Raw genomic sequence first — 24683 nt, 5'->3', positions numbered from 1 at the left:
TCGAGGAGAAACATGCGCACGACTGTGGCGGCCCTCACGGGCGCCGTGCTCCTGGCCGCGGGACTGGCCGCCTGCTCGGCACCCGACGGCCCGGCCGGATCGCCTTCCGTGAAGCCGATCGCCGAGACGGCCGTGGCCGCGCCCGCCGCGTCGGGCGACCAGCCCGCCGGCATCACCTACGACGTGGCGCGAATCCCCGTGGGAGCTCGTCTTTCCACCGGCTCGACCGTCGCGGATGGACGGACGACCGTGGAGCTGAAGGTGTCCGGTCTGCTGCCGGACACGAAGTACGGCTCGCACGTGCACACCAAGCCGTGTGGCGCGAAGCCGGCCGACTCGGGCCCGCACTACCAGAACTCGAAGGACCCGGTGTCACCGAGCGTCGACCCCCGCTACGCCAACGCGGAGAACGAGATCTGGCTGGACTTCACCACCGACGCGCAGGGCGCCGCGTCCGCCACGGCCACCGTGGCGTGGGAGTTCCGCGAGGGCGAGGCGAACGCCGTCGTCGTGCACGCCGCGCACACCAGCACGGAACACGGCAAGGCGGGCACCGCGGGCGACCGCCTGGCGTGCCTGACCGCCACCTTCTAGCCGCGCTTTCAGACCGGCCAGGTCAGGGCCACGCTTCCGTGCAGGTGCGGCCCTGACACGGGCTCCAGCACGGCCGCGCGCACGAGGCCCAGCACCTCGTACCGGTCCCCGGCACGCCGGACGAGCCCGCGCACGCGCAGTTCCTGGAGCGCGCGGCCGTGCCCGGCCTCCTGCCCCTCCGCCATCCTGACGAGCAGCGCGCGAGCCTCGTCGTCCATTGTGGACAGCGAGCGCCGCAGCGAGTCGCGCAGGTGCGCCGACGTCGGGTCGAGGGGGTGCGACCGCAACCGCTCGAGCAGGTGCTGCGGCGAGTAGACCATGAACCACCCCGCGGCGAACTCCAGCGCCGACGGCAACCCGTCCAACGCGTGCACGAGCCCCATGAGTGCGGCCTGGTTGGCGGGCTCTGGCTTGAACGCGGGCCGCACCCGGTGCACGTGCGTGAGCAACAGCCGCACCGCGGCGTCGTCGGCCAGCGGCCCCAGCGGGAACACGTGCTCACCGGGCAACCCGGTCGGCGCCAGCGCCGTGACGACCACCCGCAGCCGCGGGTGCGCGTCCAGCAGGTGAGGGTCGGGGCGGTGGTCGGTGACGAGGACGGTGTCCTGGTCGTCGTCGACGGCAGGAGTGGCGTGCGACGGGTGCCAGAGCACGGACCAGCCGTGCCGGAAGTGGAGGTCGCCCGCGACCTCGAGGGCGAGCCTCGTCTTGCCGACGCCGCTGACCCCGGTGATGGTGATGAGGCGCGTCGGGGGGAGCGGCCCGCGGAGGGTGTCGGCGCGGCCGAGCGTGTCGGCGCGGCCGAGCGTGTCGGCGCGGCCAAGCGTGTCGGCGCGGCCGAGCACGATGGCGTCGGCAACGGTGCCGCCTGGTGCGGCGATGTGCCGCACGGCGTTCCCCAGCCCGGCAGCGCTCCCGGCTCGATGCCGCGCCTCCCCCGGCTCGGCACCACCCCTCACCTGACCCGGCCCGGCCCCGGCCTGGCCCGGCCCTGCGGCACCCCCACCACCGCCGGCCCCACCCGGCGCCTCCGTCAGCAACGCCGCCAAAGCCGCCGCCTCCGCCTCCCGCCCCACGATCAGCCCGCCGGGCCCGGCCGGCGCGGGTGGCGCCACCGCCGCGCGACCGGCCGACCGCCCCCCGGCCTGCTGCAGGTCGGCGCGGCTGCCCTCGTCCAGCCGCAGGCCGTCGGCGAGCAGGCGCACCGTCTCCGCACGTGGCGAGCGGGTGCGGCCGCACTCCAGGTCCCGGATCGCCCGCACGCTCACCATCGCGAAGTCAGCCAGCTGTTGCTGGGTGAGGCCCGCGCCGATGCGGTGCGTGCGCAGCAGTTCTCCGAACTCCCTCATCCCGTTCCCTCCCTCGGACTTCGAGTCTCGGGGTGATCGGGCGGCGGGACATGGGTGGCGGACCCCCATATTCACGGCCGCGAGCAGGCACGGCCGGGCCGCGGGCGGGCTCGGGAGCAGCGGTGGCCGGGGGCGTTCGCAAATCTGGGGGGTTGATCCCCATGTGCGGGGCGGCCGCGCGTGCGAGGTTGTGCCGGTGACCTCCGCGGCCGAGACCAGCACCGGCGAGAGCTGGACAGCAGCTTTCGCCCACGCCCTGCGCCCGCTGATCGACGCCTCGCGCACCGAGGTGGCGCCGCCGTTCGACGCGGCGTTCGCCGAGCAGCTCGGGCGCCGGTTGGTGGAGATCGCGGCGCGGACGCTCGTGCTCGAGCTGCACACCGTGCGCGGCACGCTGACGAGCGCGACCAGTGAGGAGCGGTTCGCCGAGTTCACGCGGACGCTGAACCTCTCGAGCGTCTTCAACCGGTACCCGGTGCTCGCCCGGCTGCTCGCGCAGGCCTGTGAGCAGGCCGTTTCCACTCACCACGAGCTGTCGTCGCGGTTCACCCGCGACCGCGCCCAGATCGTCCGCACGATCTTCGACGACCACGACCCCGGCGCGCTGATCTCCATCGAGACGGGGCAGGGCGACGCGCACCAGCAGGGGCGGACCGTGGCGGTCCTGACCTTCGAGTCCGGTGCGAAGCTCGTCTACCGGCCGCGGCCGGTCGGGCTGCACGTGCGCTTCCAGGAGCAGGTCCGGTGGCTGTCCGAGCGGACCAGGATCGACTTCAGGTCGCCGAGGCTGCTGCCCCGCGACGGCTACGGGTGGATCGAGCACGTCACCCACGAGCCGTGTGCGGACGTGTCGCAGGTCGCCGAATTCTACCGGCGGCTGGGCGCGCTGCTGGCGCTGCTCTACGCGGTCGACGGCACCGACATGCACTACGAGAACCTCATCGCGTGCGGTGACCAGCCGGTTCTCGTGGACGTCGAGACGCTGTTCCACCCGACTCTCGTGAACGACGCCGATCCCGCCGCGGCCGCGCTGGTGCGGTCGGTGCACCGCACGGCCCTGCTCCCCCACGTGCTGCTCGGTGACAACGGGGTGGCGGACGTGTCCGGTGTCGGCGGTGACCACGGCGTGCTGTCGCCGTTGAACTCGGTCGACTGGGCCGACCCGGGAACCGACAGGATGCGGCTGGTCAGGCGCCCGCGGACGTCGTCGGGGGCGCGCAACCGGCCGCTGCTCGACGGCACGCCCGCCGAGCCCGCCGACTACCAGGACTCGCTGCTGGCCGGGTTCCGCGCGGGCTACGACGCGATCGTGGCGCACCGCGACGAGCTGCTGCAGCTCGTCCGGGAGTGCGTCGACGAGGAAGTGCGGTTCGTGGCGCGGGCGACGCGGCAGTACGCGCGGCTGCTCGACGAGTCGACGCACCCGTCCGTGCTGGCCGACGCGCTCGACCGCGACCTGGCGTTCGGCGTGCTGGTGGTCGACGACCCGCTGCTCGACCGGCTGGTGCCGTTCGAGGTGTCCGACCTGTGGCGCGGGGACGTGCCGCTGTTCACCTGCCGGCCGGGCTCGACCGACCTGTGGACCGCGTCCGGGCTCCGGCTGCCGGGGATGCTGCCGGAGCCCGGGCTGCACGCCGTCACGCGCAAGATCCTCGCGATGAGCGAGGTCGACCGGCACGACCAGCAGTGGGTGATCACGGCCCTGCTGGCGTCGCGGCCGCGCCCGGTGTCGCACCACAGCGGCGCCGCGGTGCAGGGGCACGTCGCGCCGGTCGACCCGGACCCGGCGCGGCTGCTCGTCGCCGCCTGCGGGATCGCCGACCAGATCCTCGCGCACGCCGTCACCGGGGAGGACCGCGTCAACTGGCTCGGGCTCGAACTGGTCGACGACCGGCACTGGACGGTGCAGCCGCTCGGCGCCGGCCTGTCGAACGGCTACACGGGCGTGGCGCTGTTCCTCGCCGAGCTGGGCGCGCTCACCGGGGCCGCGCGCTACGTCGACTTCGCGCGGGACGCGCTGCGGCCGTTGCCCGACCTGCTGCACCTCTTCGCCGAGCAGCCCGAGCTCGTCTCGGTGGTCGGCGGCGGGATCCACGGCCTGGGCGGCATCTGCTACGGCCTCGCGCGCCTCACACCGTTGCTCGGCCTCGACCCGAAGCTGCTCGCGCAGGCCGTTCAGCTGATGCCGAGGGAGGATTCGTCGCACACCGTCCTGGACGGCGTCGCGGGCTCACTGGCCGCGATGCTCGCCGTGGGCACGCCCGAATCCCTCGCGCTCGCCGATCACTACGCGTCCACTCTGCGTGGGGTCATCAGTTCCACGAATGGTTTCGCCCGTGGCGATGCGGGAATCGGATGGGCCCTGAGGCGTTACGCGGCAACGGTTCGTGACGAGTTATCAGATGTGGCCGCACGAACGTCCCTGGAGAGCGACGCGATCGACCCCACCGACACCGGGTGGTGCACGGGACTGGCCGGTGTCGCGCTCGCCAGGGACGACGAGCGCCTGGCCGGTCTGCTCGCCTCCAGGGAACCGTTGCGGGACATGAGTCTCTGCCACGGCGAACTGGGCGTCGTCGAGGCACTGGCCGCGCACCACCCGAGCGCCGCGAACCGGCGCACGGCCCTGTTGCTGGGAACGCTGGACGAGCAGGGCGCGCGCTGCGCCACCCCGGGCGGCGTGCCGTCACCCGGACTGCTCACCGGCCTGTCCGGAATCGGTCACGGCCTGCTGCGCCAAGGATTCCCGATCCCCTCGGTCCTGCTACTGCAAGCATCACCTGACGAAGAGGAGTGCACCCGATGAACGAGTCCCTGCACAGCGCGGCCGACCGGTCCGACACCGCCGAGCACGCGATCGGCGAGATGGAACTGGCGCCGAAGACGCTGGCGGGTGCGCGGGCGCGTGCGTTGATGGGCCTGACCATGGCGACGAGCGCGTTCGTGGCGATCACCCCGCTTCTCACGGACACGACGGTCAGCGCGAAGTAGGAAACTTTCACGTCGAATACGTCTGGCCGGTCGATTTCGAGACCGGTACGGGCCCGTTAGGGTCCACACATGCAGACAGGAGCGTCCCGGGTGATCGGTCGTGATCAGGAAGTCACGGCCGTCACCGGGGCACTCGCCCGCACCCGTGACTCCCGCGGCGGCGCCGTCTTCCTCACCGGTGAGGCGGGGATCGGCAAGTCGAGGCTCGCCCGGTACGCGGCGGGCGCGGCGTTCGACGAGGGCATGCGGGTGCTCAAGGGGCGCGGCACGACGATCGGCCCGATGGTGCCGTTCCGCCCGATCGCGGAGGCGCTGCTGGGCCTCTTCCGCGGTGATCCGCCGGACGATTCCGCGCTCGGGCCGTACAAACCCGTGCTGGGCACGCTGATCCCGGAGTGGCACGACCACCGGTCGACCACGGAGTCGGTCGTGGTGCTGGCCGAGGCCGTGCTCAGGCTCCTCGCCTCCGTCGCGCGCAAGACCCCGGTGCTGCTCGTGCTCGAGGACCTGCACGAGGCGGACGCGGAAACGCTTGCGGTCGTGGAGTACCTGGCGGACAACCTGGAGGACCAGCCGGTCCTGCTGCTCGCGACGATCCGCAGCGAACCCGGCCACGCGCTGGAGCTGGTCCGCCGGATGGTGCAACGCGGGTCGGGCGCGCTGGTGGAGCTGCACCGGCTGTCGCAGGACGAGGTCGGCCAGATGGCGGCCGCCTGCCTGGACAGCGACCGCATCCCGCCGGAGCTCGTCGATCGCTTGTGGACGGACAGCGCCGGAAACCCGTTCGTGGTCGAGGAACTGCTGCACGGCATGGTCAGCGGCGGCCTGCTGGTGGCCGGGGCGCACGGCTGGCAGGTGCTGGGAGAGCTCAAGCTCCCGGTGCCGGCGGCGTTCGTGCGCAGCGTCGCGCACCGCACGGACAGGCTGGGGCCGCAGGGCCGCGAGGTGCTGTCCATCGCGGCGGTGCTGGGCCACCGGTTCCCGCTCTCCCTGGTGCAGAAGGTGACCGGCGTCGACGACCGCGAGCTGCTGAGCCACCTGCACGCGGGCGTGGCCGCGCAGCTCGTGACACCGGACGAGCCCGCGCCCGACTGGTACGCGTTCCGCCACCCGCTCACCGCGGACGCGTTGCTCGCGCAGCTGACCCTGGCCGAACGCGTCGACCTGTCGGCGCGCACCGCCGACGCGATCGAGGACCTGCACCCGGGACTGCCCGGCGACTGGTGCCCGCTCGTCGCGAAGCTGCGCCTGGACGCGGGAACCGAGACCGAGGCGGGGCTCCTCTTCGCCGAGGCGGGCAGGCGCGCGCTCGCGGGTGGCGCCGCGGAGTCGGCCGTCACGCTGCTCGACCGCGCGCAGGGCCTGCTCACCGGGGAGGCCGGCCTGCGCGCCGACGTCCTCGACACATTGCTGCCCGCGCTCGCCGAGACGGGTGAGTTCGAACGCGCCTTCGCACTCGACGTCGCGGATCTCCAGGCCCTGGACGGACCACGCCGCGCGAAGCTCCACTCGCGACTGTCCCGCGTCGCCTTCACCGCGGGGTGGTTCACCGAGGGCGTCGAGCAGGTGCGGATCGCGAGGACGTTGCTCGGACCGGACGCACCCGACGCGCTCACCGCGTCGCTCGACGTCAACCTGGCCCACCTGACGCTGAACATCCCGAGCCCCGACCGGATCTCGTCGGCGGAGGGCCTCGCCCGGCGGGCCGCCCAGGCGGCGGACCGGGCGCAGCTGCCGGTGGAGGCGTGCGAGGCGTGGCAGCTGCTCGGCATCATCGCGCGCGAGCACGACATCAACGAGGCCAACGCGTGCTTCGGCAAGGCCCTCGCGCTCGCGGACACCCACCACATGCCGATCCAGCACGTCTACGCCCTGGTCCGCCTGGCGGGCAACGACTGGCTGCAGCACGGCGACACCACCTCCCTCGACCGCACGCACGCCGAGGCGTCCCGGGCGGGCGCGATCGCGGTGGCGCACAACGTCGACGCGATCCTCGCGCTGCAGTCCGTGCTGACCGGTGACTACGCCGTGGCGGCCGAGCAGATCGAGCGGTGCCTGCAGACCACCACGCGCCTGCGGTTCCACTCGCTGACCCGGTACCTGTTGATGAGCAAGGCGACGCTGGCCGCGCACCAGGGCAACCGGGCCGCGACCGACGACGCCATCACGGAGTTCGAGGCGGTCGCGAAGAACGGGGCGCAGGAGTACCCGCTGTGCTTCGGGCTGGCCCGCGCGTTCTGCGCGTTGCTGGAGGAGAACCACACCCTGGCGATGACGGAGCTCGACCGCGCGCTCGCCCTGGAGTCGCAGAACCCCACCACGTTCCACCTGTCCGGCACGCACGGCATGCGGGTGCTGCTCGGCGTGCTCGACGGCCGCTTCGGCTGGGCGGACCACCGCGCGCTCACGACGTCGTCCGCCTCGGGGATGCGGTGGAACCGGCAGTTCACCGAACTGGCGCAGGCCGTCCTGCTCGGCCGCGACGGGCGTGGGGACGAGGCCCTGCAGGCCTTCCAGCGCGCGCAGGAGGCCGCGGAGCCGTACCCGCTGGCACGCCACCTCGGTCTGCGGCTGGTCGCCGGGGACGCGGCGTCGTGGGGCGACCCGGTGGCGTGGCTGCGCTCCGCCGAGGAGTACTTCCACCAGCGCACGATCCCGGCGGTGGCGTCGGCGTGCCGGGGCCTGCTGCGCCAGGCGGGCGCGCCCGTGCAGCAACGGCGCAGCGGCACGGACCAGGTGCCGCGGCAACTGCGCGGGCAGGGCGTGACGGTGCGCGAGTTCGAGGTGTTCGTGCTGCTGGCCGACCGCATGGGCAACAAGGCGATCGGCACGCGTCTGCACATCTCCCCGCGCACGGTGGAGAAGCACGTCGCCTCGCTCATCGCGAAGACCGGTCAGCCCGACCGGGAGTCGCTCTCCGCCTTCGCGGCGGGGTTCGGCGGCTGACCCGCTCCGTCCGGCGGGTCGTCGCGCACGCGTTTGCGGTGGCTGGTGTCGCAGAAGGGAAAGCGTTTGCTGCGCCGGCACGCGCACACCGCGACCACGAACCGGTCACTCGTGTGCGTCACGCCGTCGTCGGTGACGAGCTCGACGGGGCCCTCAACGAGCATCGGCCCGTTCGGCACCACCGTCACCCTGCGGGCGTTCTGGCCGGTCACCTCGGATCACCACCAGTTCCTCGTGCCGCTGGCCCGCCTCGATCAGGCCGTGCTGTTCCAGGAAGCCGATCCGGCCGTTCATGACCGGGCCGAACGGCACCCAGCGCCGTTGCACGACCGCCGCCTTGAGGCCGCAGTCGCGCAGGCGTTGCAGCGTCGTGTCCACTCCGCACAGTGCTGAATGGACCATCAGCAGCACACCGCCGGGCACCAGCAGGTCGTGGATCCTGGCGCACAACGGGTCCAGCAACTGACGGCCGTCGAGCCCCGCGTCCCACGCCCTGGCCGGTCCCTTGGCGGCACAGGTGCTCGCGGCGGGCACGTACGGCGGGTTCGAGAGCACCAGGTCGAAGCTCTCGTCCGCCACGACGTCGAGCGCGTTGCCCAGCCTGACGCGCAACGGCACCCGCTGCAGGGCGGCGTTGACGCGCGCCGTCCACACGGCACGCCTCGAAACGTCGACCCCGGTCACCTCGGCGGCGCCGGCGCGGATCGCCGCGATGGCGAGCGCGCCCGTGCCGGTCCCGATGTCGAGCACACGGCCACCGGGCGCGATCGCCGCCGCGTGCAGCGCTTCGACCAGAAGCGCAGTGTCGTCCTGGGGCGTGTACACGCCTGGTGCTCTGAGCAGCCTCACGGCGTTGGAATCCCCCGCCAAAAGACCTTGAAACACCGTGTTTTCCGGGGTTTTCGACGGGTACACGAGGATGTGCTGACGACTGCGTTCCGCCTGCTCGCCCGCGTGCGGGGAGCTCCCGCGCTGCATCCTCGCGGGGTGCGCAGGAGCGGCGAACTGCGCGGCACCGAGCCCTTCCCGCACCATGCCACCGTGACCGCCAGGCTGTCCAAAGGGGCAGAAACGGCGCCGGGCAGGCCGGACGTGCTGGGGCTCGCGGTGCGGATCCCCACCGAGTCGGGCGACTGGGACCTGCTGCTGTCCAGCGCCGGAACGGGCCGGTGGACGCGGATGCTGCCGAAGTTCGCGCGCCGGTGGCAGAACGCCCGGCTCGGCACGCTCCTGCCCTACCGCTACCGCGGCGAACTGGTGTGGTTCACGGCCCTGCCGGGTGCGGGCGAACCGCCGGAGCGGTTCACCCTGCACGCCTCGGGCAGGGACGGCGGCCTGCGGCAGGTCGCCGAGCTGACGCTGCACCACCGCGAGACGGAGCCGGTGGCGTTCGACCCGGTGCTCACCCTGCCGCCGGAGCTGGAACTCGCGCCGCGCTGGTTCGCCCGGCTGCGCGCGCAGGCCTACCGGGGCAGCAGGCTCGGCCGCCGGGGGTCATGACTTCAGCTTGTCGTACACCAGGTTCAGCACGTCCGACGCGGCGACGGCCGTCAGCGCGGTCGACACGAACCGGGTGAGCCGCGGCGCGAACACCAGCCCGGCGGTGAGACCGCTGGCGATCCACACCCCGGCGCAGAACGGGCACGTCAGCAGCTCGCCGATCGCGTGCTGCGCCGGGTGGTCCGAGCGCACCGACTCCTTGAGCTCCGCGTGCCCCGCCGGTTCCTCGTACCGGGTGAACGGCGCCCTGATCGGGCTGGTCACCGCCTCCTTGGTGAGCAGACGGCTCGCCTTGTGCGTCGCCACGGACACGAGTGCGGTGTCCACGAGCGAGAACCGTTCGGGCAACCGGACACCCGTGAGGCGTCCTGCCACCGAGACGGCGCCGGCGAGGGTCGCGTAGCTGCCGATGGCGAGCAGGTAGCCCGGGAGCGGCCTGCCCTCGCCGTACGCCTTCCAGATCTTCCTCACGCCTTCGAAACCTCCGCGCTGACGGCGTTCGGGCCGTTGTACTCGCGGTCGGGCAGCTTCTCGAGCGCCGACACGATGTCGTCGGACGCGCCGTTCTCCCGGGCCTTGTCGACCAGTTGCTGCCTGGCCACCGGGTAGTCGACGCCGGACAGGTGCTTCTGGACCTCGATGGGGTTCTGATCGCTCATGGGGCGCGAATACCCGTCAGGACTCGGCCGAACCCGGTTCCGTCATCGACCGCGTCATCTTCGCCTTGACGGGGTCCGGCGCGACCTTGCCCGCGATCGCCTGCACCTTGTTCTTCAGCGATCCCGCGACCACGTGGTCGTCGCCCTTCATCAGCGCGTCGAATCCCTGCTGGGCGACCTGCGCGGGGTCGTCCTTGTCGCCCGTGGCGACCTTGGTGTCCTGCATGCCGGCGCGGTCGAAGAACTCCGTGTCGGTCGGTCCGGGCATCAGCGTGGTCACGCTGACACCGTTGTCTCGCAGCTCTTCCCGCAGGCCCTGCGCGAACGACGCGAGGAACGCCTTGGAGGCCGCGTAGACCGCGTGGAACGGGCCCGGCGCGGTGGCGGCGACGGACGACGTGAAGAGCACCTTGCCCTCCTTGCGGTCCACCATGTCGCCGATCAGGCGGTGCGAGAGGTGCACGGCCGAGCGGACGTTCAGGTCCACGATCTCCAGGTTGTCGTCGACCGACGTGTCGCGCACGAAGTCGCCGCCGACGCCCACGCCCGCGTTCACCGCGAGCACGTCGACCGGGCGCCCCATCGCGCGGACGCGCGCCACGACGGACTCCACGCCCTCGTAGCCGCGCAGGTCGGCCCGCAGGGGTTCCACGTGCACACCACCGCTGCGCAACCGCAGTTGTGCGGCCGCGTCCTCGATCCCCTCGTCCTCCGCCACGACGACGACGTCGAAGGCGTTGTCGGCGAGGACTTTCGCGAGTTCGTAACCTATTCCACTGGACGCACCGGTTACCACGGCAAGCGCATTCACAGGCGTTCTCCCTTCGGGTCAGAGCCCGGATACCCGTGGCCACCAGGTCGATGCGCATCGGCCGAAAGACCGATGCAACCTCCTCACCCCATCGGGTGTCCTTATCGGTAGGTTGGTCGAAACGACATGGGGGACATTCGTGCGCAAAATTCTTCTCGCGCCGCTGTGCGCGCTGGTCACGGTGGGCGTGGCTGCGTGCAGTCCGTCAGGTCCGGACCAGGCCAACCCGGAGCTGGCGCCGCGCGGCACGACGATGACCAAGGTCAAGCCGACCAGGCAGGACCTGACCACCAAGCTCAGCATCGCGGGCAAGGTCGAGATGAACCCGACGTTCGGGCTCGTCGCGCCGGTCGCGGGCCAGGTGCGGTACTTCGACGTGCCCGCGCCGAACGGCACGCCGACCAAGCCGATCCGGGTCGCGACCGTGTGGAAGGACCAGACGCCGAACTACGTCGAGGCACCCGCGGGGTCCACGTTCAGCGGCAGGCTCGTCGACGACAAGGCGACGGTGACGGCGGGCATGCCGATCGCGTCGGCCAAGCACGTCGGCTACGCGCTCGTCGGCGACATCGACGGCCAGCAGGCGTACAAGATCAGCGGCGCGCTGACCGACGTGACGGCGCAGATCAAGAACGGTCCCGGTCCGTTCCCGTGCACGGTGCTCGGCACGATCGCCGCGCTGCCGCAGGGCACGATCCCGGAGAAGCCGCCGGTCACGCAGGACAACAAGGACGGCGAGAAGAAGGACCAGCCGCAGCAGCAGCCTCAGCAGCAACAGCCGCAGCAGCAGCCGAGCTCCTCGACGGGCCTGCGCATCGTGTGCAGCGCGCCCGCGGACGTGCAGATGATCAACGGCGCCACCGCGTCGATCGAGGTCACCACCGGCAAGGCGGCGCAGGCGCTGGTCGTCCCGGTCGAGGCGGTCGCGGGCCAGCAGGGCAAGGGCAAGGTCGACGTCATCCAGCCCGACGGGTCGCGCCGCACCACCGACGTGGTGCTGGGCCTGACCGACGGCAAGGTCGTCGAGGTCAAGTCGGGCCTCACCGGCGACGAGGAGCTCGCGGTGCCCGGCCCGAACCTGCCGGAGGGGCAGCAGCAGGGCGGCGACCAGCAGCAGAAGCCGACGGGCCCGTGATGACCCAGACCTTCGACCAGCCGACGGTGCAGGTGCAGGCACCACTGCTGCAGCTCAACGGCATCACGAAAGTCCTGAAGGGGCAAGGGGAACCGCGCACGATCCTGTCCGGTGTGGACTTCACCGTCCACGCGGGACAGAGCGTGGCGATCCTCGGCCGCTCCGGCTCCGGCAAGTCGACGCTGCTGTCGCTGATCGGGCTCTTCGACCGCGCCGACGAGGGCCAGTACCTCCTGCACGGCGACGACATCACGAAGCTCCCCGAACGCAGGGCGGCGGCGTTGCGCAGCGCGGAGTTCGGGTTCGTGTTCCAGCGCTTCTTCCTGCTCAAGCACCTCACCGCAGCGCAGAACGTGGCCATGGCGCTCGTGAACGGCCAGGGCTGGTCGGCGCGGCGCAAGCGCAGGCAGCAGGTGATGGACGCGCTGGAGCAGGTCGGCATCGCGCACCTCGCGAAGTCCAAGCCCACCAGGCTTTCCGGCGGTGAGCAGCAACGCGTCGCGATCGCCCGCGCCCTCGTGCGGCAGCCGCGGATCATCCTCGCGGACGAGCCCACGGGCGCGCTCGACACCGAGACCGGCAACCTCGTCGTCGAGGTGCTGCTCAACACGACCAGGCAGGGCTGCGGCCTCGTGCTGGTCACGCACGACCACGACCACGCGCGCAAGATGGGCCGCGTGCTGGAGCTGCGCGACGGGCGGTTCAACTGATGCTTTCCGGCAAGTTCCGGTCCGCCCTCGTCATCGGCGGACAGGGCATCCGCGCCCGAAAACTGCGCACGTTCCTCTCGATGGTGTCGCTCTTCCTCGGCGTCCTCGCCGTCGTCGCCGTGCAGGCGGGCGCCGAGATCGCCGAACGCGCGATGCTCACCGACGTCGAGCTCCAGTCGGGCAAGGACGGCACCGTCACGGGCTACGTCCCCGGTGAGAAGGGCGCGCCGGGCATCGTCGAGGCCATGATGAAGGGCCGCACGGACGCGGTCGCGATGATCGGCTCGAAGGCGATCATCGGCGAGCCCGGCGTGCGCCCGATCAACGAGGGCGGCATGCCGTTCGAGTACGCGGGCCGCGGCGGCGACTACTCCGGCCCGCAGGTCTACTGCGACTCGAACGGCACCTGCACCGAGCAGAAGCAGCCGGAGAAGAAGCCGGACGGCCAGGCGATCGAGGTCAGCATGGTCGCGCTGACCGGCGACATCCGCCCGTTCAAGCCGTTCCGCCCGGTCTCCGGCAGCTGGCTCGAGTTCGACACCGCGCCCTCGCTCGCCCCGAGGATCGTGCTGAACGAGGAGGCCGCCAAGGGCCTGCGGCAGTACCGCGTGCCCGGCGAGATGATGATCGAAGGCGCCACCCACCACGTGTCTCCGCAGATCACGGGCGTGGTCCAGGACGGCTACTTCCAGCCGCGCATCTACATGCGCCTCGACGAACTGCGCACGTGGATGCCCGCGGCGGCCGAGACCACCGAGGTCGACCGGATGCGCGGCGGCGGCACGAACCTCGAGCTCTACCTGCAGCCGGGCTCCGACGAGCTCCAGCAGCTGCTGAAGGCGAAGCTCGCGGGCGTCGGCATCCCGCAGGACCAGATGCACTTCCAGGTCGTGAAGTCCAAGGAGCGCATGGAGTCCGAGCTGCGCATCATGCGGCTGATCTTCCTCGGCATGGCGCTCCTGGTGCTGCTGATCGGTGTCGCGGGCATCCTGAACGTCGGCCTCGCCACGGTCGGCGAACGCGTCGAGGAGTTCGCGCTGCGCCGCGCGGTCGGCATGTCCCGCATGCTGCTCGCCGGCATCGTGCTCGCCGAGACCCTGCTCACCGGCCTGCTGACGGCCGCGCTGGCGATCGGCGCGGGCGCGGCCGGGCTGCAGGTGGCGCTGATGATGTTCGGCAGCCGGTTCCCGTCGTTGCAGGGCACCGCCTTCCCGTGGGAGGCGGGTGTCGCGGGCGTGATCGCCGGGCTGATCGCGGGTGTGCTGGGTGGGCTCATCCCGGCCATCCGGGCGGCGCGGATCCCGATCGCCACAGTCATGCGAGCCTGAGTGCTGTGGCCGCCGAACCGGGGGTTCGGCGGCCACAGCGCTTTCGGCTCGTCGCCGGCGAAGCCCCGGACCGCTTGCTGCGGGCCGGGGTTTCGCGTTTTCCCGGGGACTAGTTGAGCTCGTCCGGGTTCGGCCCGATGCGCCCACCCCGGTCCAGAGTGGACAGAGCCTCCACCTCGGCGTCCGGCAGCTCGAAGTCGAACACGTCGATGTTCTCCCGGATCCGCGACGGCGTCACGGACTTCGGGATCACGACGTTGCCGAGCTGCAGGTGCCAGCGCAGCACGACCTGGGCCGCGGACTTGCCGTGCGCGAGCGCGATCTTCTGCACCACCGGGTCGGTGAGCAGCTCGCCGCCCTGGCCGAGCGGTGACCACGCCTCGGTGACGATGCCGTGCTCGGCGTGGAACGCGCGCAGGTCGGCCTGCTGGAAGTACGGGTGCAGCTCGATCTGGTTGACCGCGGGCGTCACGCCGGTCTCGTCGATCAGCCGCTGGAGGTGCGCGGGCTGGAAGTTGGAGACGCCGATCGCGCGGACGCGGCCCTCCTTCTGCAGCTCCACGAACGCCTTCCAGGTGTCGACGTAGTTGTCGCGCGCCGGGGTCGGCCAGTGGATCAGGTACAGGTCGAGCACGTCGAGGCCCAGCTTGGACATCGACGCGTCGAACGCGCGCAGCGTGTTGTCGTGGCCGTGGTCGTCGTTCCACAGCTTGGTGGTGACGAAGACCTCGTCCCGGGCCACGCCGGACTGCGCGATCGCCGCGCCGGTGCCCGCCTCGTTGCCGTAGGCGGCGGCGGTGTCGATGCTGCGGTAGCCGGCCTTCAGCGCCTCCGCGACGGCCGGGGTGGCCTCCGCGTCGGGCACCTGCCAGACGCCGAAACCGAGCTGGGGCATGACAACGCCGTTGTTGAGCTTCACGGTGTTCAAGAGAAATCCTTACGGTCGTTACGGGATCAGCGTCGGAGCGGTGCCGCCGTCGACGCGCAACGCGGCTCCGGTCGTCGCGGACGACAGGTCCGACGCGACGTAGGTGATGAGGTTCGCGACCTCGTGGGGACGGATCAGGCGGCCCAGCAGCAGCGTGGGGCGTTCGGTGCGGACGAACTCGGCCTCGCCGCCCTCGCCGACGCGGTCGCGGATGAACTCCTCGACGCCGGGCGTCAGGGTCGGGCCGGGCAGCACCGAGTTCACGGTCACGCCGGTGCCCTTGACCTCCTGCGCCATGCCGCGCGACAACGCCAGCTGGGCGGTCTTCGTCATGCCGTAATGGACCATCTCGGTCGGCGTGAAGACGGACGACTCGCTGCTCACGAAGATCACCCGGCCCCAGCCGCGGCCGACCATGCGGGGCGTGTAGTGCCGGGCGAGCCGGACGCCGGACATGATGTTGGTGTCGAAGTAGCGCTGCCACTCGGCGTCGTCGACCTCGAACACCGGCTTCGCGCCGTAGATGCCGAGGTTGTTGACGAGCACGTCGACGTCCGGCACCTGGTCGACCAGCGAAGCGGCTCCCTCGGCGGTCGCGAGGTCCGTCGCGACTCCGCGCACGTCACCGTTTCCGCTGAGCTTGCCGACCGCCTCGGCCACGCGCTCCTCGGTGCGGCCGGTGATGACGACGGCGGCACCCGCCTTCAGCAGGGCTTCCGCCGTGGCGAAGCCGATGCCGGCGGTGGAGCCCGTCACAAGTGCCGTGCGTCCCGACAGATCCATGTCTCTCCCCGGTAGACTTGTTGAAGACGATTACAAGCGTACGCAATAGTTGCACACGCTGTCTATTCGAGAAGGGTTGACCTATGTCACTGGACGACGACGCCGTCCAGGCGCGCGCACAGGGCTGGCGCACGCTCGCGGCGTTGCACGCGCGCATCGAGGACCGTCTGGAGCGAGCGCTGCAGAAGGCCCACGAGCTTTCCGTCAGCGAGTACACCGTTCTGGACGTCCTCAACCGCCAGGACGGCTTCCACCTTCGGATGAACCAGCTCTCCAACGCCGTGGTGCTCAGCCAGTCGGCCACGACGCGGCTGGTCACGCGCCTGGAGGACCGCGGCCTGCTCGCGCGCTACCTCTGCCCGACCGACCGGCGCGGCATCTACACCGAGGTCACCGAGAAGGGCCACGAGCTGCTCGCGCTCGCCCGCCCCACGCACGACGAGGTGCTGTCCGAGTCGCTCGCGGAGGCGGGGGACGTCCCGGAGCTGAAGCCACTCGTTGAGGCGCTCGCCAAGCTCTGACCGTTCCAGCAAGATCGCGCACATGGATCTCCACGCCCTGATCCGCGCCGAAGCACCGCTGGCCGAGCAGCAGCGCGCCCTCACCGAACCGGTGCTGACCGCGCTCGTCGACCACGGCGTGCACCGCATGATCGCCCCGAAGCGCTACGGCGGTGCCGAGCTCGGCCTGCCCGAGTGGAGCCGCGAGCTGCAGGAACTGGCGCGCGCGGACGCCTCGACCGGCTGGACCGCGATGACGACCACCTCCTCGTCGTCACTGGCCTGGTACCTGCCCACCGACGCCGCCGACGAGGTCTTCGGCGACCCGCGCGCGTTGATCGCGGGCACCGCCGCACCGCTGGGCAAGGCCGTGGAGGCCGACGGCGGCTACCGCGCCACCGGCCGCTGGGGCTGGGGCAGCGCCGTCGCGTACTGCTCGTGGGTCATCGGCGGCACCATCACGCCCGTGGGCCCGCGTCTGGCCGTGTATCCGCGTGAGGACGTGACGATCCACGACACGTGGCACGCCGCCGGCCTGCGCGCCACCAGCTCGCACGAGTTCTCCGTCTCGGACGCCTTCCTGCCCGCCCGCCGCGCGGTGTGGCCGATCGGCACCCCACCCGGCATCGAGGGCCCGATCACGGTGTTCCCCTACTTCAGCTTCCTGGCCGTCGGCGTCGCGTCCGTGTGCCTCGGCGTGGCGCGCCGCGCGATCGACGAGATGGAGTCGCTGGCCGTCGAGAAGGTGCCCCAGTACGCGACGTCCCGGCTCGCCGAGCAGACCGGCGTGCAGATCGAGCTCGCGCTGGCGGAGGCACGGCTGTCGTCCGCGGCGGCGTTCCTGCACGAGGCGCTGAGCACGGCCTGGGACCACGCCGTGAACGGCGAGCCGACCCCTGACCCGATCAAGGCACGGCTGCGGCTGGCCTGCTCGTTCGCCTCGGGCGAGGCGACGGACGTGACGCAGAAGGCGTTCGCGGCGGGCGGCGGCAGCTCGGTGTTCGAGTCGTCGGCGTTGCAGCGTTGCCTGCGGGACGCGCACGTGGCCGCGCAGCACACCGTCGTGTCGCGGCGGATGCTGGAGACGTACTCGATGCTGCGGCTGGGACTCGCCCCGGACATGTCGAGGTTCTGATCCGGGAGCTGGGTAGTGTGCGGGGCATGCCCGACACGCAGTACGAAGACCTGCTCCGCCACGTCCTGAAAGAAGGCGTGCGCAAAGAGGACCGCACCGGCACCGGCACGCGGTCGATCTTCGGCCACCAGCTGCGCTACCCGCTCGCCGCGGGCTTCCCGCTGATCACGACGAAGAAGGTCCACTTCAAGTCGATCGCGTACGAGCTGCTGTGGTTCCTGCGCGGCGACAGCAACGTGAAGTGGTTGCAGGACCACGGTGTGTCCATCTGGGACGAGTGGGCCTCCCCCGAGGGCGAACTCGGCCCGGTCTACGGCGTGCAGTGGCGCTCGTGGCCCACCCCGGACGGCGGGCACGTCGACCAGATCGCCGAGGTGCTGAAGACGCTGAAGACGAACCCCGACTCGCGCCGGATCATCGTCTCCGCGTGGAACGTCGGCGAGATCGCGAACATGGCGCTGCCGCCGTGCCACGCCTTCTTCCAGTTCTACGTCGCCGACGGCAAGCTCTCCTGCCAGCTCTACCAGCGCAGCGCGGACCTGTTCCTCGGCGTGCCGTTCAACATCGCCTCCTACGCCCTGCTGACGCACATGATCGCCGCGCAGACCGGTCTCGGCGTCGGCGACTTCATCTGGACCGGCGGCGACTGCCACATCTACGACAACCACGTCGAGCAGGTCGAGCTGCAGCTCAGCCGTGACGCGCGCGAGTTCCCCGAGCTGAAGATGGCTCCCGCCGCCTCCCTGTTCGACTACGCCTACGAGGACTTCGCGATCGAGGGCTACGACCCGCACCCCGGCATCAAGGCGCCGGTGGCGGTGTGATCGGCCTGATCTGGGCGCAGGCCGCGAACGGCGTGATCGGCCGCGACAACGCCATCCCGTGGCACGTTCCCGAGGACATGAAGCGCTTCCGGCAGATCACGTCGGGCGCGGCCGTCCTCATGGGACGCCGCACCTGGGAGTCGCTGCCGCCGCGCTTCCGCCCGTTGCCCGGCCGGCGCAACCTCGTGCTGTCGCGCACGCCGCAGGAGGGCGTGGAGACGTTCTCCTCGCTCGAGAAGGCCCTGGCCGACGTCACCGGGGACGTGTGGGTGATCGGCGGGTCGGCGGTGTACGCGGCCGCGCTGCCGTTCGCCGACCGGGTCGAGGTGACCGAGATCCGCGAATCGTTCGAAGGCGACACGTACGCGCCGGCGATCGACCGCGAGCCGGTCAGCGTCGGTGAGTGGCTGGAGTCGAGCGGCGGCCTGCACTACCGGTTCGTCACGTACTGAAATCGACAGCCCAGACTGTTCAGTCTAGGCTGTCTACCATGACCGATCCGGCCTCCCTCCTCCAACGGCTGCGCGTGCTCGTCGGACGGCTGCGCCGCAGGCTGCAGGACGAGTCGTCGGTCGACGAGCTGAGCGCACCGCAGGCGTCCGCGCTGGCCAGGCTGTTGCTGATGGACGAGCCGTCGACCGCGAGTCAGCTCGCGGGCGCCGAACGCGTGAAGCCGCAGTCCATGGCCAAGACCCTGACCTCGTTGCACGAGCAGGGCCTCATCCGGCGCGCGGCCGACCCGAGCGACGGCCGGCGTCAGCTGATCACGCTCACCGACGAGGGCCGTGCGGCCGCCCGGGGCGCGCGAGCCGCCCGCAACGAGCGGCTGACCGAGCTGATCGCGCAGCGGTTCACCGAGTCCGAGCGGCAGGTGATCGCCGAGGCGCTCACGTTGCTCGAGCGCGTGGTGGACGAATGACGGCCACCACCGGCTTCGACCGCCGCCTGATCACACCTCTGGTCGCCGGGGCGGTGCTGAACCCGGTCAACACCACGATCCTGTCGGTCGCGCTGGTGCCGATCGGGGTGTCGTTCGGCGAACCGCCCTCGGCGACGGCGTGGCTGATCACCTCGCTGTACGTGGCCACCGCGATCGGGCAACCCGTGGCGGGCCGTCTGATCGACACCTGCGGGCCGCGCAGGCTGTTCCTCCCGGCGACCGCGCTCGTCGGGATCGCCGGCGTGCTCGGCACCTTCGCACCGAACCTGGCCGTGCTCGTCGTAGCGCGCGTATTGCTCGGCCTCGGCACGTGCGCCGGCTACCCCGCGGCGATGCGCCTGCTGCGCGACGAGGCCGACCGCACGGGCGACGACAGCCCCGGCGGCGTCCTCACGATCCTCGCGATCTCCACCCAGACCGTCTCCGTGCTCGGCCCGCCGCTCGGCGGCCTGCTGGTCGACTTCGGCGGCTGGCGCACGACGCTCGCGATCAACGTGCCGCTCGCCCTGGCCGCGTTCGCGCTCGGGTGGCGCTACTTCCCCCGCTCACGGCCTCGGATGCGCGAGCGCAGGCCGTTGTTCGACCTCAGCGGCCTGAACACACCACTGGTGATCACCTACGTCCGCGCGGTGCTCTCGTACCTCGTGTCGTACAGCTTCATCTTCGGCTTCACCCAGTGGCTGCAGGCGGAACGCGGGTTCAGCGCGGGCCAGGCGGGCCTGGTCGTCCTGCCGGTGTTCGGCGTCGGCGTCGCCGTGTCCGCGCTCACCGGACGCAGCGAAGCGTTGCGCGGCAAGCTGATCGTCGCGGCGGCCGGCCAGCTCGCGGTCTGCGCGCTCCTGCTCGCGCTGGGCACGTCGAGTCCGCTGTGGATGCTCCTGGCGGTGACGGTGCTGAGCGGCGTTCCCCAGGGCCTCACCAGCCTGGCGCTGCAGAACGCCGTGTACCGGCAGGCCGATCCCGCCTCCGTCGGCGCGTCGGCGGGCCTGCTGCGCACGTTCGGCTACCTCGGCGCCATCGTGTCGGCCGTCGTGCTGGGACTCGTGTTCGGTGACACCGTCGACACCCGCGGCCTGCACGAACTGGCGATCTTCCTCGTCGTCACGAGCCTCGCGTTCCTGCTCGTCAACGTGGTAGACCGCTCGCTGAAGGCGATCCGGACCTCCTAGCGGCGCCCGCCGAACTCCCACTCGTGCACCTCGACGGCGTCGTACCGCTCCGCGGTCAGCACCGCCACCGGGTCGGCCGACGCGACCAGCGCCGCCGTCCCCAGCCAGGCGCTGCCGTCGTCCGACAGCAGCGGCCCGTACGCGATCAGCTCGTCCGGTCGGGCGGGCACGAGGTCGGCGGGCTCGCCGGAGGAGAACCCGAGCACCAGGTGCCCCTCCCTGCCGCCGGTGAAGTCCCACATCGTCCGCCCGAGCACGTTGCGCCACCTGCGCACCAGCACGTCCCGGTAGCCACCGGCCTGGTAGACGGGTTCGTCGAACGCGAACGCCCGCGCGGCCGCCGCGTCCGGCACGTCGACGACGTGCACGCTGCCGGTGAGCACGCCGCCCGCGAACGTCGGACCGCGGGCGATCAGCTCGAAGCGGTCCATGTAGGACCAGTGCTCCTCGAGCATGGCTCGGCGCAACGGCATCGAACCGGGACGGTCCCGGTGGTAGGTGAAGAACTCCATCAGCGCCGCCGCGCCCGCGCGTGCCACGCCTCCACGATCAGCTCCTCCAACTCCCCCACCTCGATGTGCTCCAGCCGCACCAGGATCGCCGGATACCCGTTGAAGTGCGGCGTCGTGAAGTACACCGAGTGGTCGGAGGCGAGCAGGGCCTCCTTGGCCCCCAGGTCGGGCACCCGAGCGGCCAGGATCGGCCCGGAAGGAGCCGCCGCGCCCAACGCCTTGAGGTCGACCTTGCGCAGCGGCCGTTCCCAGACGAACAGCTTGTCCCTGACCCTCCAGTCGACGACGCCCTCGCGCACCCGCTCCGTCACGTCGGGCATGGAGGTGGCGATCCGGTGCACGTCGTCCCAGGTGGCCATCACGAGCTCCTACAGGTGGTCCGGCGGACGCTGCTGCTCGGCGAGGAACCGTTCGAACTCGGCGCCCAGTTCGTCCGCGCTGGGGATGTCGGTGGTGCCGACAGTCTGGATGAACGCGTCGTACTGCCGCTCGAGCGCTTCGACGACCTGCGCGACCTCGTCCGACTCCGCGACCTGGCGGTGGATCTCGGCGTCGGCGGCCTGGGCGGCCTCGACGAGCGAGCCGATGGGCAGGGCGAGGCCCGAGGCGCGGGCGACGGCGTCCAGCAGCGTCACGGCGGCCGTAGGGTACTGGGACTGCGCCAGGTAGTGCGGCACCTGGGCGGCGAAGCCCATCGCGTCGTGGCCCGCCTGGCCCAGGCGGAACTCGAGCAGGCCCGACACGTTGCCCGGCACCTGCACGCGGTTGAAGAACGGCTGGTACTCGCTCACCAGCTCGGGGCGCGTGGCGTGGCCGATGACGTTCAACGGCCGTGTGTGCGGCACGCCCATCGGGATGCCGTGGAAGCCCACGGTCAGACGCACGCCCCAGCGGTCGATCAGGGAACGCACGGCCTGGATGAACGCCTCCCAGCCGCGGTCCGGCTCCGGGCCGGTGAGCAGCAGGAACGGGTGCCCGGCGCTGTCCCAGAGCAGGTGCACGACCAGTTCGGGAGCGGCGTAGTCCTCCCAGTGGTCGGTCGCGTAGGTCATCAGCGGGCGGCGCGAGCGGTAGTCGATCAGGCCGTCGATGTCGAACCGCGCCACGACGCGGCTCTCGAGCGTCTCCAGCAGGTGTTCGGAGAGCAGGCGGCCCGCGGCGCCGGCGTCCATGAAGCCCTCGAAGTGGTGCAGCAGCACCGCACCCGTCAGGTCCGGCACCTCCGAGTCCACCTCGTACAGGTTCTCCGGGTCCACCGCGCGCCTCCTGATCACTAGCTCTCGTCTCGTCCAAGCCAACCACGAGGACACGGAACTGATTCCGCACGGGTCGATTAGCCCATACGGACCGTGTGCGCGCATCACCTCACGGGTACTCCCACGCGGTGGACAGGCGCTGGGTGATGCGTGGAACTGTGGTCGCGGCCGTCGTCATTCTCCTCGGCGCGGCGGTGTTCGTCTTCGGCCAATTCAGGCCCTTCGGCGGTGAATCGATCGACCGCAGCCAGCCCGCGATGCTCAAGTCCGTGCGGGACCTGAGCCAGTACCACGCCGCGGCGGGCGAGTTCCAGGTCGTGCTCGACATCGAGGACGACGTCAAGTGGGTGCCGGCGGCCCTCGCGGGCGAGCGGACGCTGTTCGTCGCGGCCGGGTCGGTCAACGCCTTCGTCGACTTCGGGACGCTCGCCGACGACGGCCTGGTCGTGTCCCCGGACGGCAAGACCGTCGAACTGCGCGTGCCGAAGCCCCAGCTGGACAAGCCGAACCTGCACCACGACAGGTCGTACGTCTTCAGCCAGGAACGCGGCCTGATCAACGACCTGCAGGCGCTGGCGGGCCCTCCCGACCAGCAGAAGTTCTACGTCGCTGCGGAGGGCAAGCTCGCGGAGGCGGCGAAGCAGTCCGAACTGCTCAAGCGCGCTGAGGACAACACACGAGTGATGCTCACCGGAATGCTGCAGGCGCTGGGATTCCAGGTGAAAGTCGTCGGCGACTGAGCCGAACCCTTCCTCCCGATCCTTCCGAACGTCGAGCGGTGACCCCATCGCTCCGGGATAGGATCCGTTGGTGGAAGACGATCTGATGGCCTGGGCACCCGCGCAGGGCGCTGCGCAGGCGCCCGAGATCGCGTTGCCCGGCTACAGCGCCTTCCGCGTGATCGCGCAGGGCGGCGAGGGCACGATCTACCGCGCCCGCCAGGACGGCCTGGGCCGTGACGTCGCGGTCAAGGTGCTCCAGGTGACGGACCCGGCCACGGTGGCGCGCTTCCGCCGCGAGCTCGCGATCACCGTCGAACTGGGCCGCCAGCACCCCCACATCGTCACGGTGCTCGACACCGGCACGCTGCCCGACGGCCGCCCGAGCATCGTCATGGAGTTCTACGAGCGGGGCTCGCTGCACGACAGGTTGCGCGCCATGGGCCCGTTGCCCGTGCAGGACGTGGTGGCCGCGGGCATCGCGGTCGCGGACGCGCTGGCGTTCGCGCACGGCCAGGGCATCCTGCACCGGGACGTGAAGCCGCAGAACGTCCTGGTCCTCCCGACCTCGTACGTGCTGGCCGATTTCGGCATCGCGCGCGGCGCCGACGCGGGCCATTCCGCGTCGCTGCAGATGGTCAGCTACCGGCACGCCGCCCCGCAGATGATCGAGGGCGCCACTCCGTCGTCCGCCGACGACATCTGGTCGCTCGGCTCGACGCTGTTCACGTTGCTGGAGGGCAAACCCCCGTTCGCCTCGGACAACCCGGACGAGGACACGCTGCTGTCCTACGTCGGCCGGGTCAGCTCCGGCGAACCGCGGGCGCTCACCCGGTTCGACGTGCCGGCGTGGCTCGTCGCGGTGATCCACCGCTGCCTGCGCAAGGACCGCGCCGAGCGGTTCGGCTCCGCGCTGGAGCTGCGGGACGCGCTGATGGCCGCGAACTCCGGCACCGCACTGTCCTCTGTGGACCCCGATGCGACGTCGATGCTGGGCGAGCGCCCGGAGTTCTACCCGGAGGGCCCGACCGAGGCGCCGGGCTTCGGCCCGCGCGGGTTCAGGCCGGAGCCGGAACCCGAGCCCGAACCGGAGGCCGAGCCCGACGACTCGTGGCAGGGCCGCCTCGAGGACCTGACCTACCGCCACCACGACTTCGTCCCACCGCCGCCCCCGCCCCGGCCGCACCCGGTCGCGGTGCTGCCGACGGTGGACCTGCCTCCCGCCGAGCCGATGACCGGGCCGGTCCGCAAGAGCAAACGCGGCGCGGTGCTCGCGTTGCTGGCCGTGATCGCCGTGACCTCCGGGCTCGCCGCGGGCATCTTCCTCAACCGCGGCGGCGACGGTCAGCAGGCCCAACCTCCTGTGACGACAACGGCACCGCCCGTGCCGACGTCCGACTCGGCCGACGCCGGTCCTTCACCGAACAGCGATCCTCGCTTCGTCCCGGTGCTCAAGCGCGCCGAGTACAAGGGCAGGTCGATCGAGCTGGAGTGGACCGACCCGAGCGACGGCCAGGCGCAGTTCGTGGTGGTCGACGTGACCGGCGAGAAACCGTACGCGGTGGTCACGGTCACCGGCGGTGGCACCAAGTACGTCATCGAGGACGGTGGCGGCGACCGCCGGTGCTTCCAGATCGCGGCGATCGGCACAGCCGGGGAGCGCGGCGGTTCCGCGAAGGTGTGCGCCAACAAGAACTAGTGGCGCGTCCCAGAAGGTCGGCGAGGTAATCCACGCCCAGCAGGGCGCCTCGCGGCACCGCCCCCACGCCCCCGTACAACCAGTACGAGGACGTGGGGGCGGCACCACGATCCACCCGTCTGACCGCGAATTCCCCCGGCAACCTTCTGCGCCACACCACTAGCTTGAGTTTTAACCTGTTCGGCGGGGCCGTGG

27 protein-coding genes are annotated in these 24683 nt (G+C 71.3%); 16 read left to right on the top strand and 11 right to left on the bottom strand.

The window, feature by feature from the left end:
• The first annotated feature begins 12 nt into the window (after positions 1-12).
• Entirely contained in the window at positions 13-594 is a 582-nt protein-coding gene (locus BMY74_RS39720; RefSeq protein WP_089926160.1) for a superoxide dismutase family protein, read from the top strand.
• Between the two features lie 8 nt (positions 595-602).
• Here the strand turns inward: BMY74_RS39720 and BMY74_RS45850 are convergent, their stop codons facing one another.
• Entirely contained in the window at positions 603-1943 is a 1341-nt protein-coding gene (locus BMY74_RS45850) for a helix-turn-helix domain-containing protein (protein WP_218159910.1), read from the bottom strand.
• Between the two features lie 196 nt (positions 1944-2139).
• Here BMY74_RS45850 and BMY74_RS39705 point away from each other — a divergent pair, with 196 nt between their 5' ends.
• The 3 genes from BMY74_RS39705 to BMY74_RS39695 all read left to right on the top strand — a co-directional run bounded on the left by BMY74_RS39705 (position 2140) and on the right by BMY74_RS39695 (position 7880).
• Positions 2140-4749 carry a type 2 lanthipeptide synthetase LanM family protein gene (locus tag BMY74_RS39705; RefSeq protein WP_245786642.1) on the top strand — a complete coding sequence of 870 codons (2610 nt, stop codon included), beginning with the start codon at positions 2140-2142 and terminating at the stop codon, positions 4747-4749.
• Positions 4746-4934 (top strand): hypothetical protein, encoded by a 189-nt coding sequence (locus tag BMY74_RS39700; RefSeq protein WP_143091905.1) that lies wholly within the window; start codon positions 4746-4748, stop codon positions 4932-4934. Before BMY74_RS39705 ends, BMY74_RS39700 begins: the two co-directional genes overlap by 4 nt.
• A 90-nt stretch (positions 4935-5024) precedes the next feature.
• On the top strand, positions 5025-7880 hold the full coding sequence (locus BMY74_RS39695; RefSeq protein ID WP_245786641.1) for a helix-turn-helix transcriptional regulator: 2856 nt from the start codon (positions 5025-5027) through the stop codon (positions 7878-7880).
• Here BMY74_RS39695 and BMY74_RS39690 read toward each other — a convergent pair.
• Together BMY74_RS39690 and BMY74_RS39685 are read right to left on the bottom strand one after the other, a co-directional pair.
• A complete protein-coding gene (locus BMY74_RS39690) occupies positions 7829-8044 on the bottom strand; it encodes a CDGSH iron-sulfur domain-containing protein (RefSeq protein WP_089926432.1) in 216 nt (71 codons plus the stop codon). The two genes, BMY74_RS39695 and BMY74_RS39690, sit on opposite strands and share 52 nt — an antisense overlap.
• On the bottom strand, positions 8034-8729 hold the full coding sequence (locus BMY74_RS39685; protein WP_089926429.1) for a HemK2/MTQ2 family protein methyltransferase: 696 nt from the start codon (positions 8727-8729) through the stop codon (positions 8034-8036). The genes BMY74_RS39690 and BMY74_RS39685 overlap by 11 nt, the downstream gene beginning before the upstream one ends.
• A gap of 192 nt (positions 8730-8921) precedes the next feature.
• Here BMY74_RS39685 and BMY74_RS39680 point away from each other — a divergent pair, with 192 nt between their 5' ends.
• A complete protein-coding gene (locus tag BMY74_RS39680; RefSeq protein ID WP_143091904.1) occupies positions 8922-9380 on the top strand; it encodes a hypothetical protein in 459 nt (152 codons plus the stop codon).
• On the opposite strand, the gene BMY74_RS39675 is transcribed toward BMY74_RS39680, so the two are convergent.
• Genes BMY74_RS39675 through BMY74_RS39665 form a run of 3 tightly spaced genes read right to left on the bottom strand, consistent with a single transcriptional unit; the run spans position 9375 to position 10850 of the window.
• Entirely contained in the window at positions 9375-9851 is a 477-nt protein-coding gene (locus BMY74_RS39675) for a DUF1360 domain-containing protein (RefSeq protein WP_089926143.1), read from the bottom strand. The two genes, BMY74_RS39680 and BMY74_RS39675, sit on opposite strands and share 6 nt — an antisense overlap.
• A complete protein-coding gene (locus BMY74_RS39670; protein ID WP_089926140.1) occupies positions 9848-10039 on the bottom strand; it encodes a DUF2795 domain-containing protein in 192 nt (63 codons plus the stop codon). Before BMY74_RS39670 ends, BMY74_RS39675 begins: the two co-directional genes overlap by 4 nt.
• 16 nt (positions 10040-10055) lie before the next feature.
• Positions 10056-10850: an SDR family NAD(P)-dependent oxidoreductase gene (locus BMY74_RS39665; RefSeq protein WP_218159909.1), complete on the bottom strand. Its 795-nt coding sequence runs from the start codon at positions 10848-10850 to the stop codon at positions 10056-10058.
• 139 nt (positions 10851-10989) lie between these two features.
• Between BMY74_RS39665 and BMY74_RS39660 the strand changes: the two genes are divergently transcribed.
• From BMY74_RS39660 to BMY74_RS39650, 3 genes are read left to right on the top strand one after another with little or no spacing between them, the layout of a single operon-like run.
• The gene (locus tag BMY74_RS39660; protein ID WP_089926134.1) at positions 10990-11985 is read left to right on the top strand and encodes an efflux RND transporter periplasmic adaptor subunit; all 996 of its coding nucleotides are present in this window, start codon (positions 10990-10992) and stop codon (positions 11983-11985) included.
• Positions 11985-12695, top strand: a complete 711-nt coding sequence (locus BMY74_RS39655; protein WP_089926131.1) for an ABC transporter ATP-binding protein — start codon at positions 11985-11987, stop codon at positions 12693-12695. Before BMY74_RS39660 ends, BMY74_RS39655 begins: the two co-directional genes overlap by 1 nt.
• The gene (locus BMY74_RS39650) at positions 12695-14023 is read left to right on the top strand and encodes an ABC transporter permease (RefSeq protein ID WP_177230159.1); all 1329 of its coding nucleotides are present in this window, start codon (positions 12695-12697) and stop codon (positions 14021-14023) included. Before BMY74_RS39655 ends, BMY74_RS39650 begins: the two co-directional genes overlap by 1 nt.
• 109 nt (positions 14024-14132) lie before the next feature.
• Here BMY74_RS39650 and BMY74_RS39645 read toward each other — a convergent pair whose 3' ends face one another.
• Positions 14133-14918 carry an aldo/keto reductase gene (locus BMY74_RS39645; RefSeq protein ID WP_089926427.1) on the bottom strand — a complete coding sequence of 262 codons (786 nt, stop codon included), beginning with the start codon at positions 14916-14918 and terminating at the stop codon, positions 14133-14135.
• A 51-nt stretch (positions 14919-14969) separates the two neighbouring features.
• Complete coding sequence (locus tag BMY74_RS39640; protein WP_089926125.1) at positions 14970-15734, bottom strand: SDR family NAD(P)-dependent oxidoreductase; 765 nt, start codon at positions 15732-15734, stop codon at positions 14970-14972.
• An 83-nt stretch (positions 15735-15817) separates the two neighbouring features.
• Between BMY74_RS39640 and BMY74_RS39635 the strand changes: the two genes are divergently transcribed.
• The 6 genes from BMY74_RS39635 to BMY74_RS39610 are packed head-to-tail and all read left to right on the top strand — an operon-like array spanning position 15818 to position 20302.
• Entirely contained in the window at positions 15818-16255 is a 438-nt protein-coding gene (locus tag BMY74_RS39635) for a MarR family winged helix-turn-helix transcriptional regulator (RefSeq protein WP_089926123.1), read from the top strand.
• Positions 16256-16277: 22 nt separating this feature from the next.
• The gene (locus BMY74_RS39630; protein WP_089926120.1) at positions 16278-17369 is read left to right on the top strand and encodes an acyl-CoA dehydrogenase family protein; all 1092 of its coding nucleotides are present in this window, start codon (positions 16278-16280) and stop codon (positions 17367-17369) included.
• 26 nt (positions 17370-17395) lie between these two features.
• A complete protein-coding gene (locus tag BMY74_RS39625) occupies positions 17396-18193 on the top strand; it encodes a thymidylate synthase (RefSeq protein WP_089926117.1) in 798 nt (265 codons plus the stop codon).
• Positions 18190-18645 (top strand): dihydrofolate reductase, encoded by a 456-nt coding sequence (locus BMY74_RS39620; RefSeq protein WP_089926114.1) that lies wholly within the window; start codon positions 18190-18192, stop codon positions 18643-18645. Before BMY74_RS39625 ends, BMY74_RS39620 begins: the two co-directional genes overlap by 4 nt.
• Before the next feature lie 38 nt (positions 18646-18683).
• Positions 18684-19112 carry a MarR family winged helix-turn-helix transcriptional regulator gene (locus BMY74_RS39615; protein ID WP_218159908.1) on the top strand — a complete coding sequence of 143 codons (429 nt, stop codon included), beginning with the start codon at positions 18684-18686 and terminating at the stop codon, positions 19110-19112.
• Positions 19109-20302 (top strand): MFS transporter, encoded by a 1194-nt coding sequence (locus BMY74_RS39610; protein WP_089926109.1) that lies wholly within the window; start codon positions 19109-19111, stop codon positions 20300-20302. The genes BMY74_RS39615 and BMY74_RS39610 overlap by 4 nt, the downstream gene beginning before the upstream one ends.
• On the opposite strand, the gene BMY74_RS39605 is transcribed toward BMY74_RS39610, so the two are convergent.
• The 3 genes from BMY74_RS39605 to BMY74_RS39595 are packed head-to-tail and all read right to left on the bottom strand — an operon-like array spanning position 20299 to position 22088.
• Entirely contained in the window at positions 20299-20841 is a 543-nt protein-coding gene (locus BMY74_RS39605; RefSeq protein WP_342718409.1) for a YciI family protein, read from the bottom strand. The two genes, BMY74_RS39610 and BMY74_RS39605, sit on opposite strands and share 4 nt — an antisense overlap.
• Positions 20814-21173, bottom strand: a complete 360-nt coding sequence (locus BMY74_RS39600; RefSeq protein WP_089926106.1) for an MmcQ/YjbR family DNA-binding protein — start codon at positions 21171-21173, stop codon at positions 20814-20816. Before BMY74_RS39600 ends, BMY74_RS39605 begins: the two co-directional genes overlap by 28 nt.
• Before the next feature lie 9 nt (positions 21174-21182).
• Entirely contained in the window at positions 21183-22088 is a 906-nt protein-coding gene (locus tag BMY74_RS39595; RefSeq protein ID WP_245786640.1) for a proteasome assembly chaperone family protein, read from the bottom strand.
• 128 nt (positions 22089-22216) lie between these two features.
• Here BMY74_RS39595 and BMY74_RS39590 point away from each other — a divergent pair, with 128 nt between their 5' ends.
• A complete protein-coding gene (locus BMY74_RS39590; RefSeq protein WP_089926416.1) occupies positions 22217-22810 on the top strand; it encodes a DUF4230 domain-containing protein in 594 nt (197 codons plus the stop codon).
• A 70-nt stretch (positions 22811-22880) separates the two neighbouring features.
• Positions 22881-24488, top strand: coding sequence for a serine/threonine-protein kinase (locus BMY74_RS39585; protein WP_089926100.1), 1608 nt, complete (start codon positions 22881-22883; stop codon positions 24486-24488).
• The last annotated feature ends 195 nt before the right edge of the window (positions 24489-24683 follow it).

This window comes from Lentzea albida (assembly GCF_900111005.1).
In the GTDB taxonomy this organism is placed as follows: Bacteria; Actinomycetota; Actinomycetes; order Mycobacteriales; family Pseudonocardiaceae; genus Lentzea; species Lentzea albida.
This window is presented reverse-complemented; position numbering and strand designations above follow the sequence as displayed.

Excerpts from the sequence above, each read along its gene's own strand:
- BMY74_RS39650 (WP_177230159.1), top strand. The coding sequence starts at position 12,695 with ATGCTTTCCGGCAAGTTCCGGTCCGCCCTCGTCATCGGCGGACAGGGC.
- BMY74_RS39700 (WP_143091905.1), top strand. The coding sequence starts at position 4,746 with ATGAACGAGTCCCTGCACAGCGCGGCCGACCGGTCCGACACCGCCGAG.
- BMY74_RS39645 (WP_089926427.1), bottom strand. The coding sequence starts at position 14,918 with ATGCCCCAGCTCGGTTTCGGCGTCTGGCAGGTGCCCGACGCGGAGGCC.
- BMY74_RS39610 (WP_089926109.1), top strand. The coding sequence starts at position 19,109 with ATGACGGCCACCACCGGCTTCGACCGCCGCCTGATCACACCTCTGGTC.
- BMY74_RS39590 (WP_089926416.1), top strand. The coding sequence starts at position 22,217 with ATGCGTGGAACTGTGGTCGCGGCCGTCGTCATTCTCCTCGGCGCGGCG.
- BMY74_RS39600 (WP_089926106.1), bottom strand. The coding sequence starts at position 21,173 with ATGGCCACCTGGGACGACGTGCACCGGATCGCCACCTCCATGCCCGAC.
- BMY74_RS45850 (WP_218159910.1), bottom strand. The coding sequence starts at position 1,943 with ATGAGGGAGTTCGGAGAACTGCTGCGCACGCACCGCATCGGCGCGGGC.
- BMY74_RS39615 (WP_218159908.1), top strand. The coding sequence starts at position 18,684 with ATGACCGATCCGGCCTCCCTCCTCCAACGGCTGCGCGTGCTCGTCGGA.
- BMY74_RS39655 (WP_089926131.1), top strand. The coding sequence starts at position 11,985 with ATGACCCAGACCTTCGACCAGCCGACGGTGCAGGTGCAGGCACCACTG.
- BMY74_RS39625 (WP_089926117.1), top strand. The coding sequence starts at position 17,396 with ATGCCCGACACGCAGTACGAAGACCTGCTCCGCCACGTCCTGAAAGAA.
- BMY74_RS39630 (WP_089926120.1), top strand. The coding sequence starts at position 16,278 with ATGGATCTCCACGCCCTGATCCGCGCCGAAGCACCGCTGGCCGAGCAG.
- BMY74_RS39670 (WP_089926140.1), bottom strand. The coding sequence starts at position 10,039 with ATGAGCGATCAGAACCCCATCGAGGTCCAGAAGCACCTGTCCGGCGTC.
- BMY74_RS39720 (WP_089926160.1), top strand. The coding sequence starts at position 13 with ATGCGCACGACTGTGGCGGCCCTCACGGGCGCCGTGCTCCTGGCCGCG.
- BMY74_RS39690 (WP_089926432.1), bottom strand. The coding sequence starts at position 8,044 with ATGCTCGTTGAGGGCCCCGTCGAGCTCGTCACCGACGACGGCGTGACG.
- BMY74_RS39640 (WP_089926125.1), bottom strand. The coding sequence starts at position 15,734 with ATGGATCTGTCGGGACGCACGGCACTTGTGACGGGCTCCACCGCCGGC.
- BMY74_RS39635 (WP_089926123.1), top strand. The coding sequence starts at position 15,818 with ATGTCACTGGACGACGACGCCGTCCAGGCGCGCGCACAGGGCTGGCGC.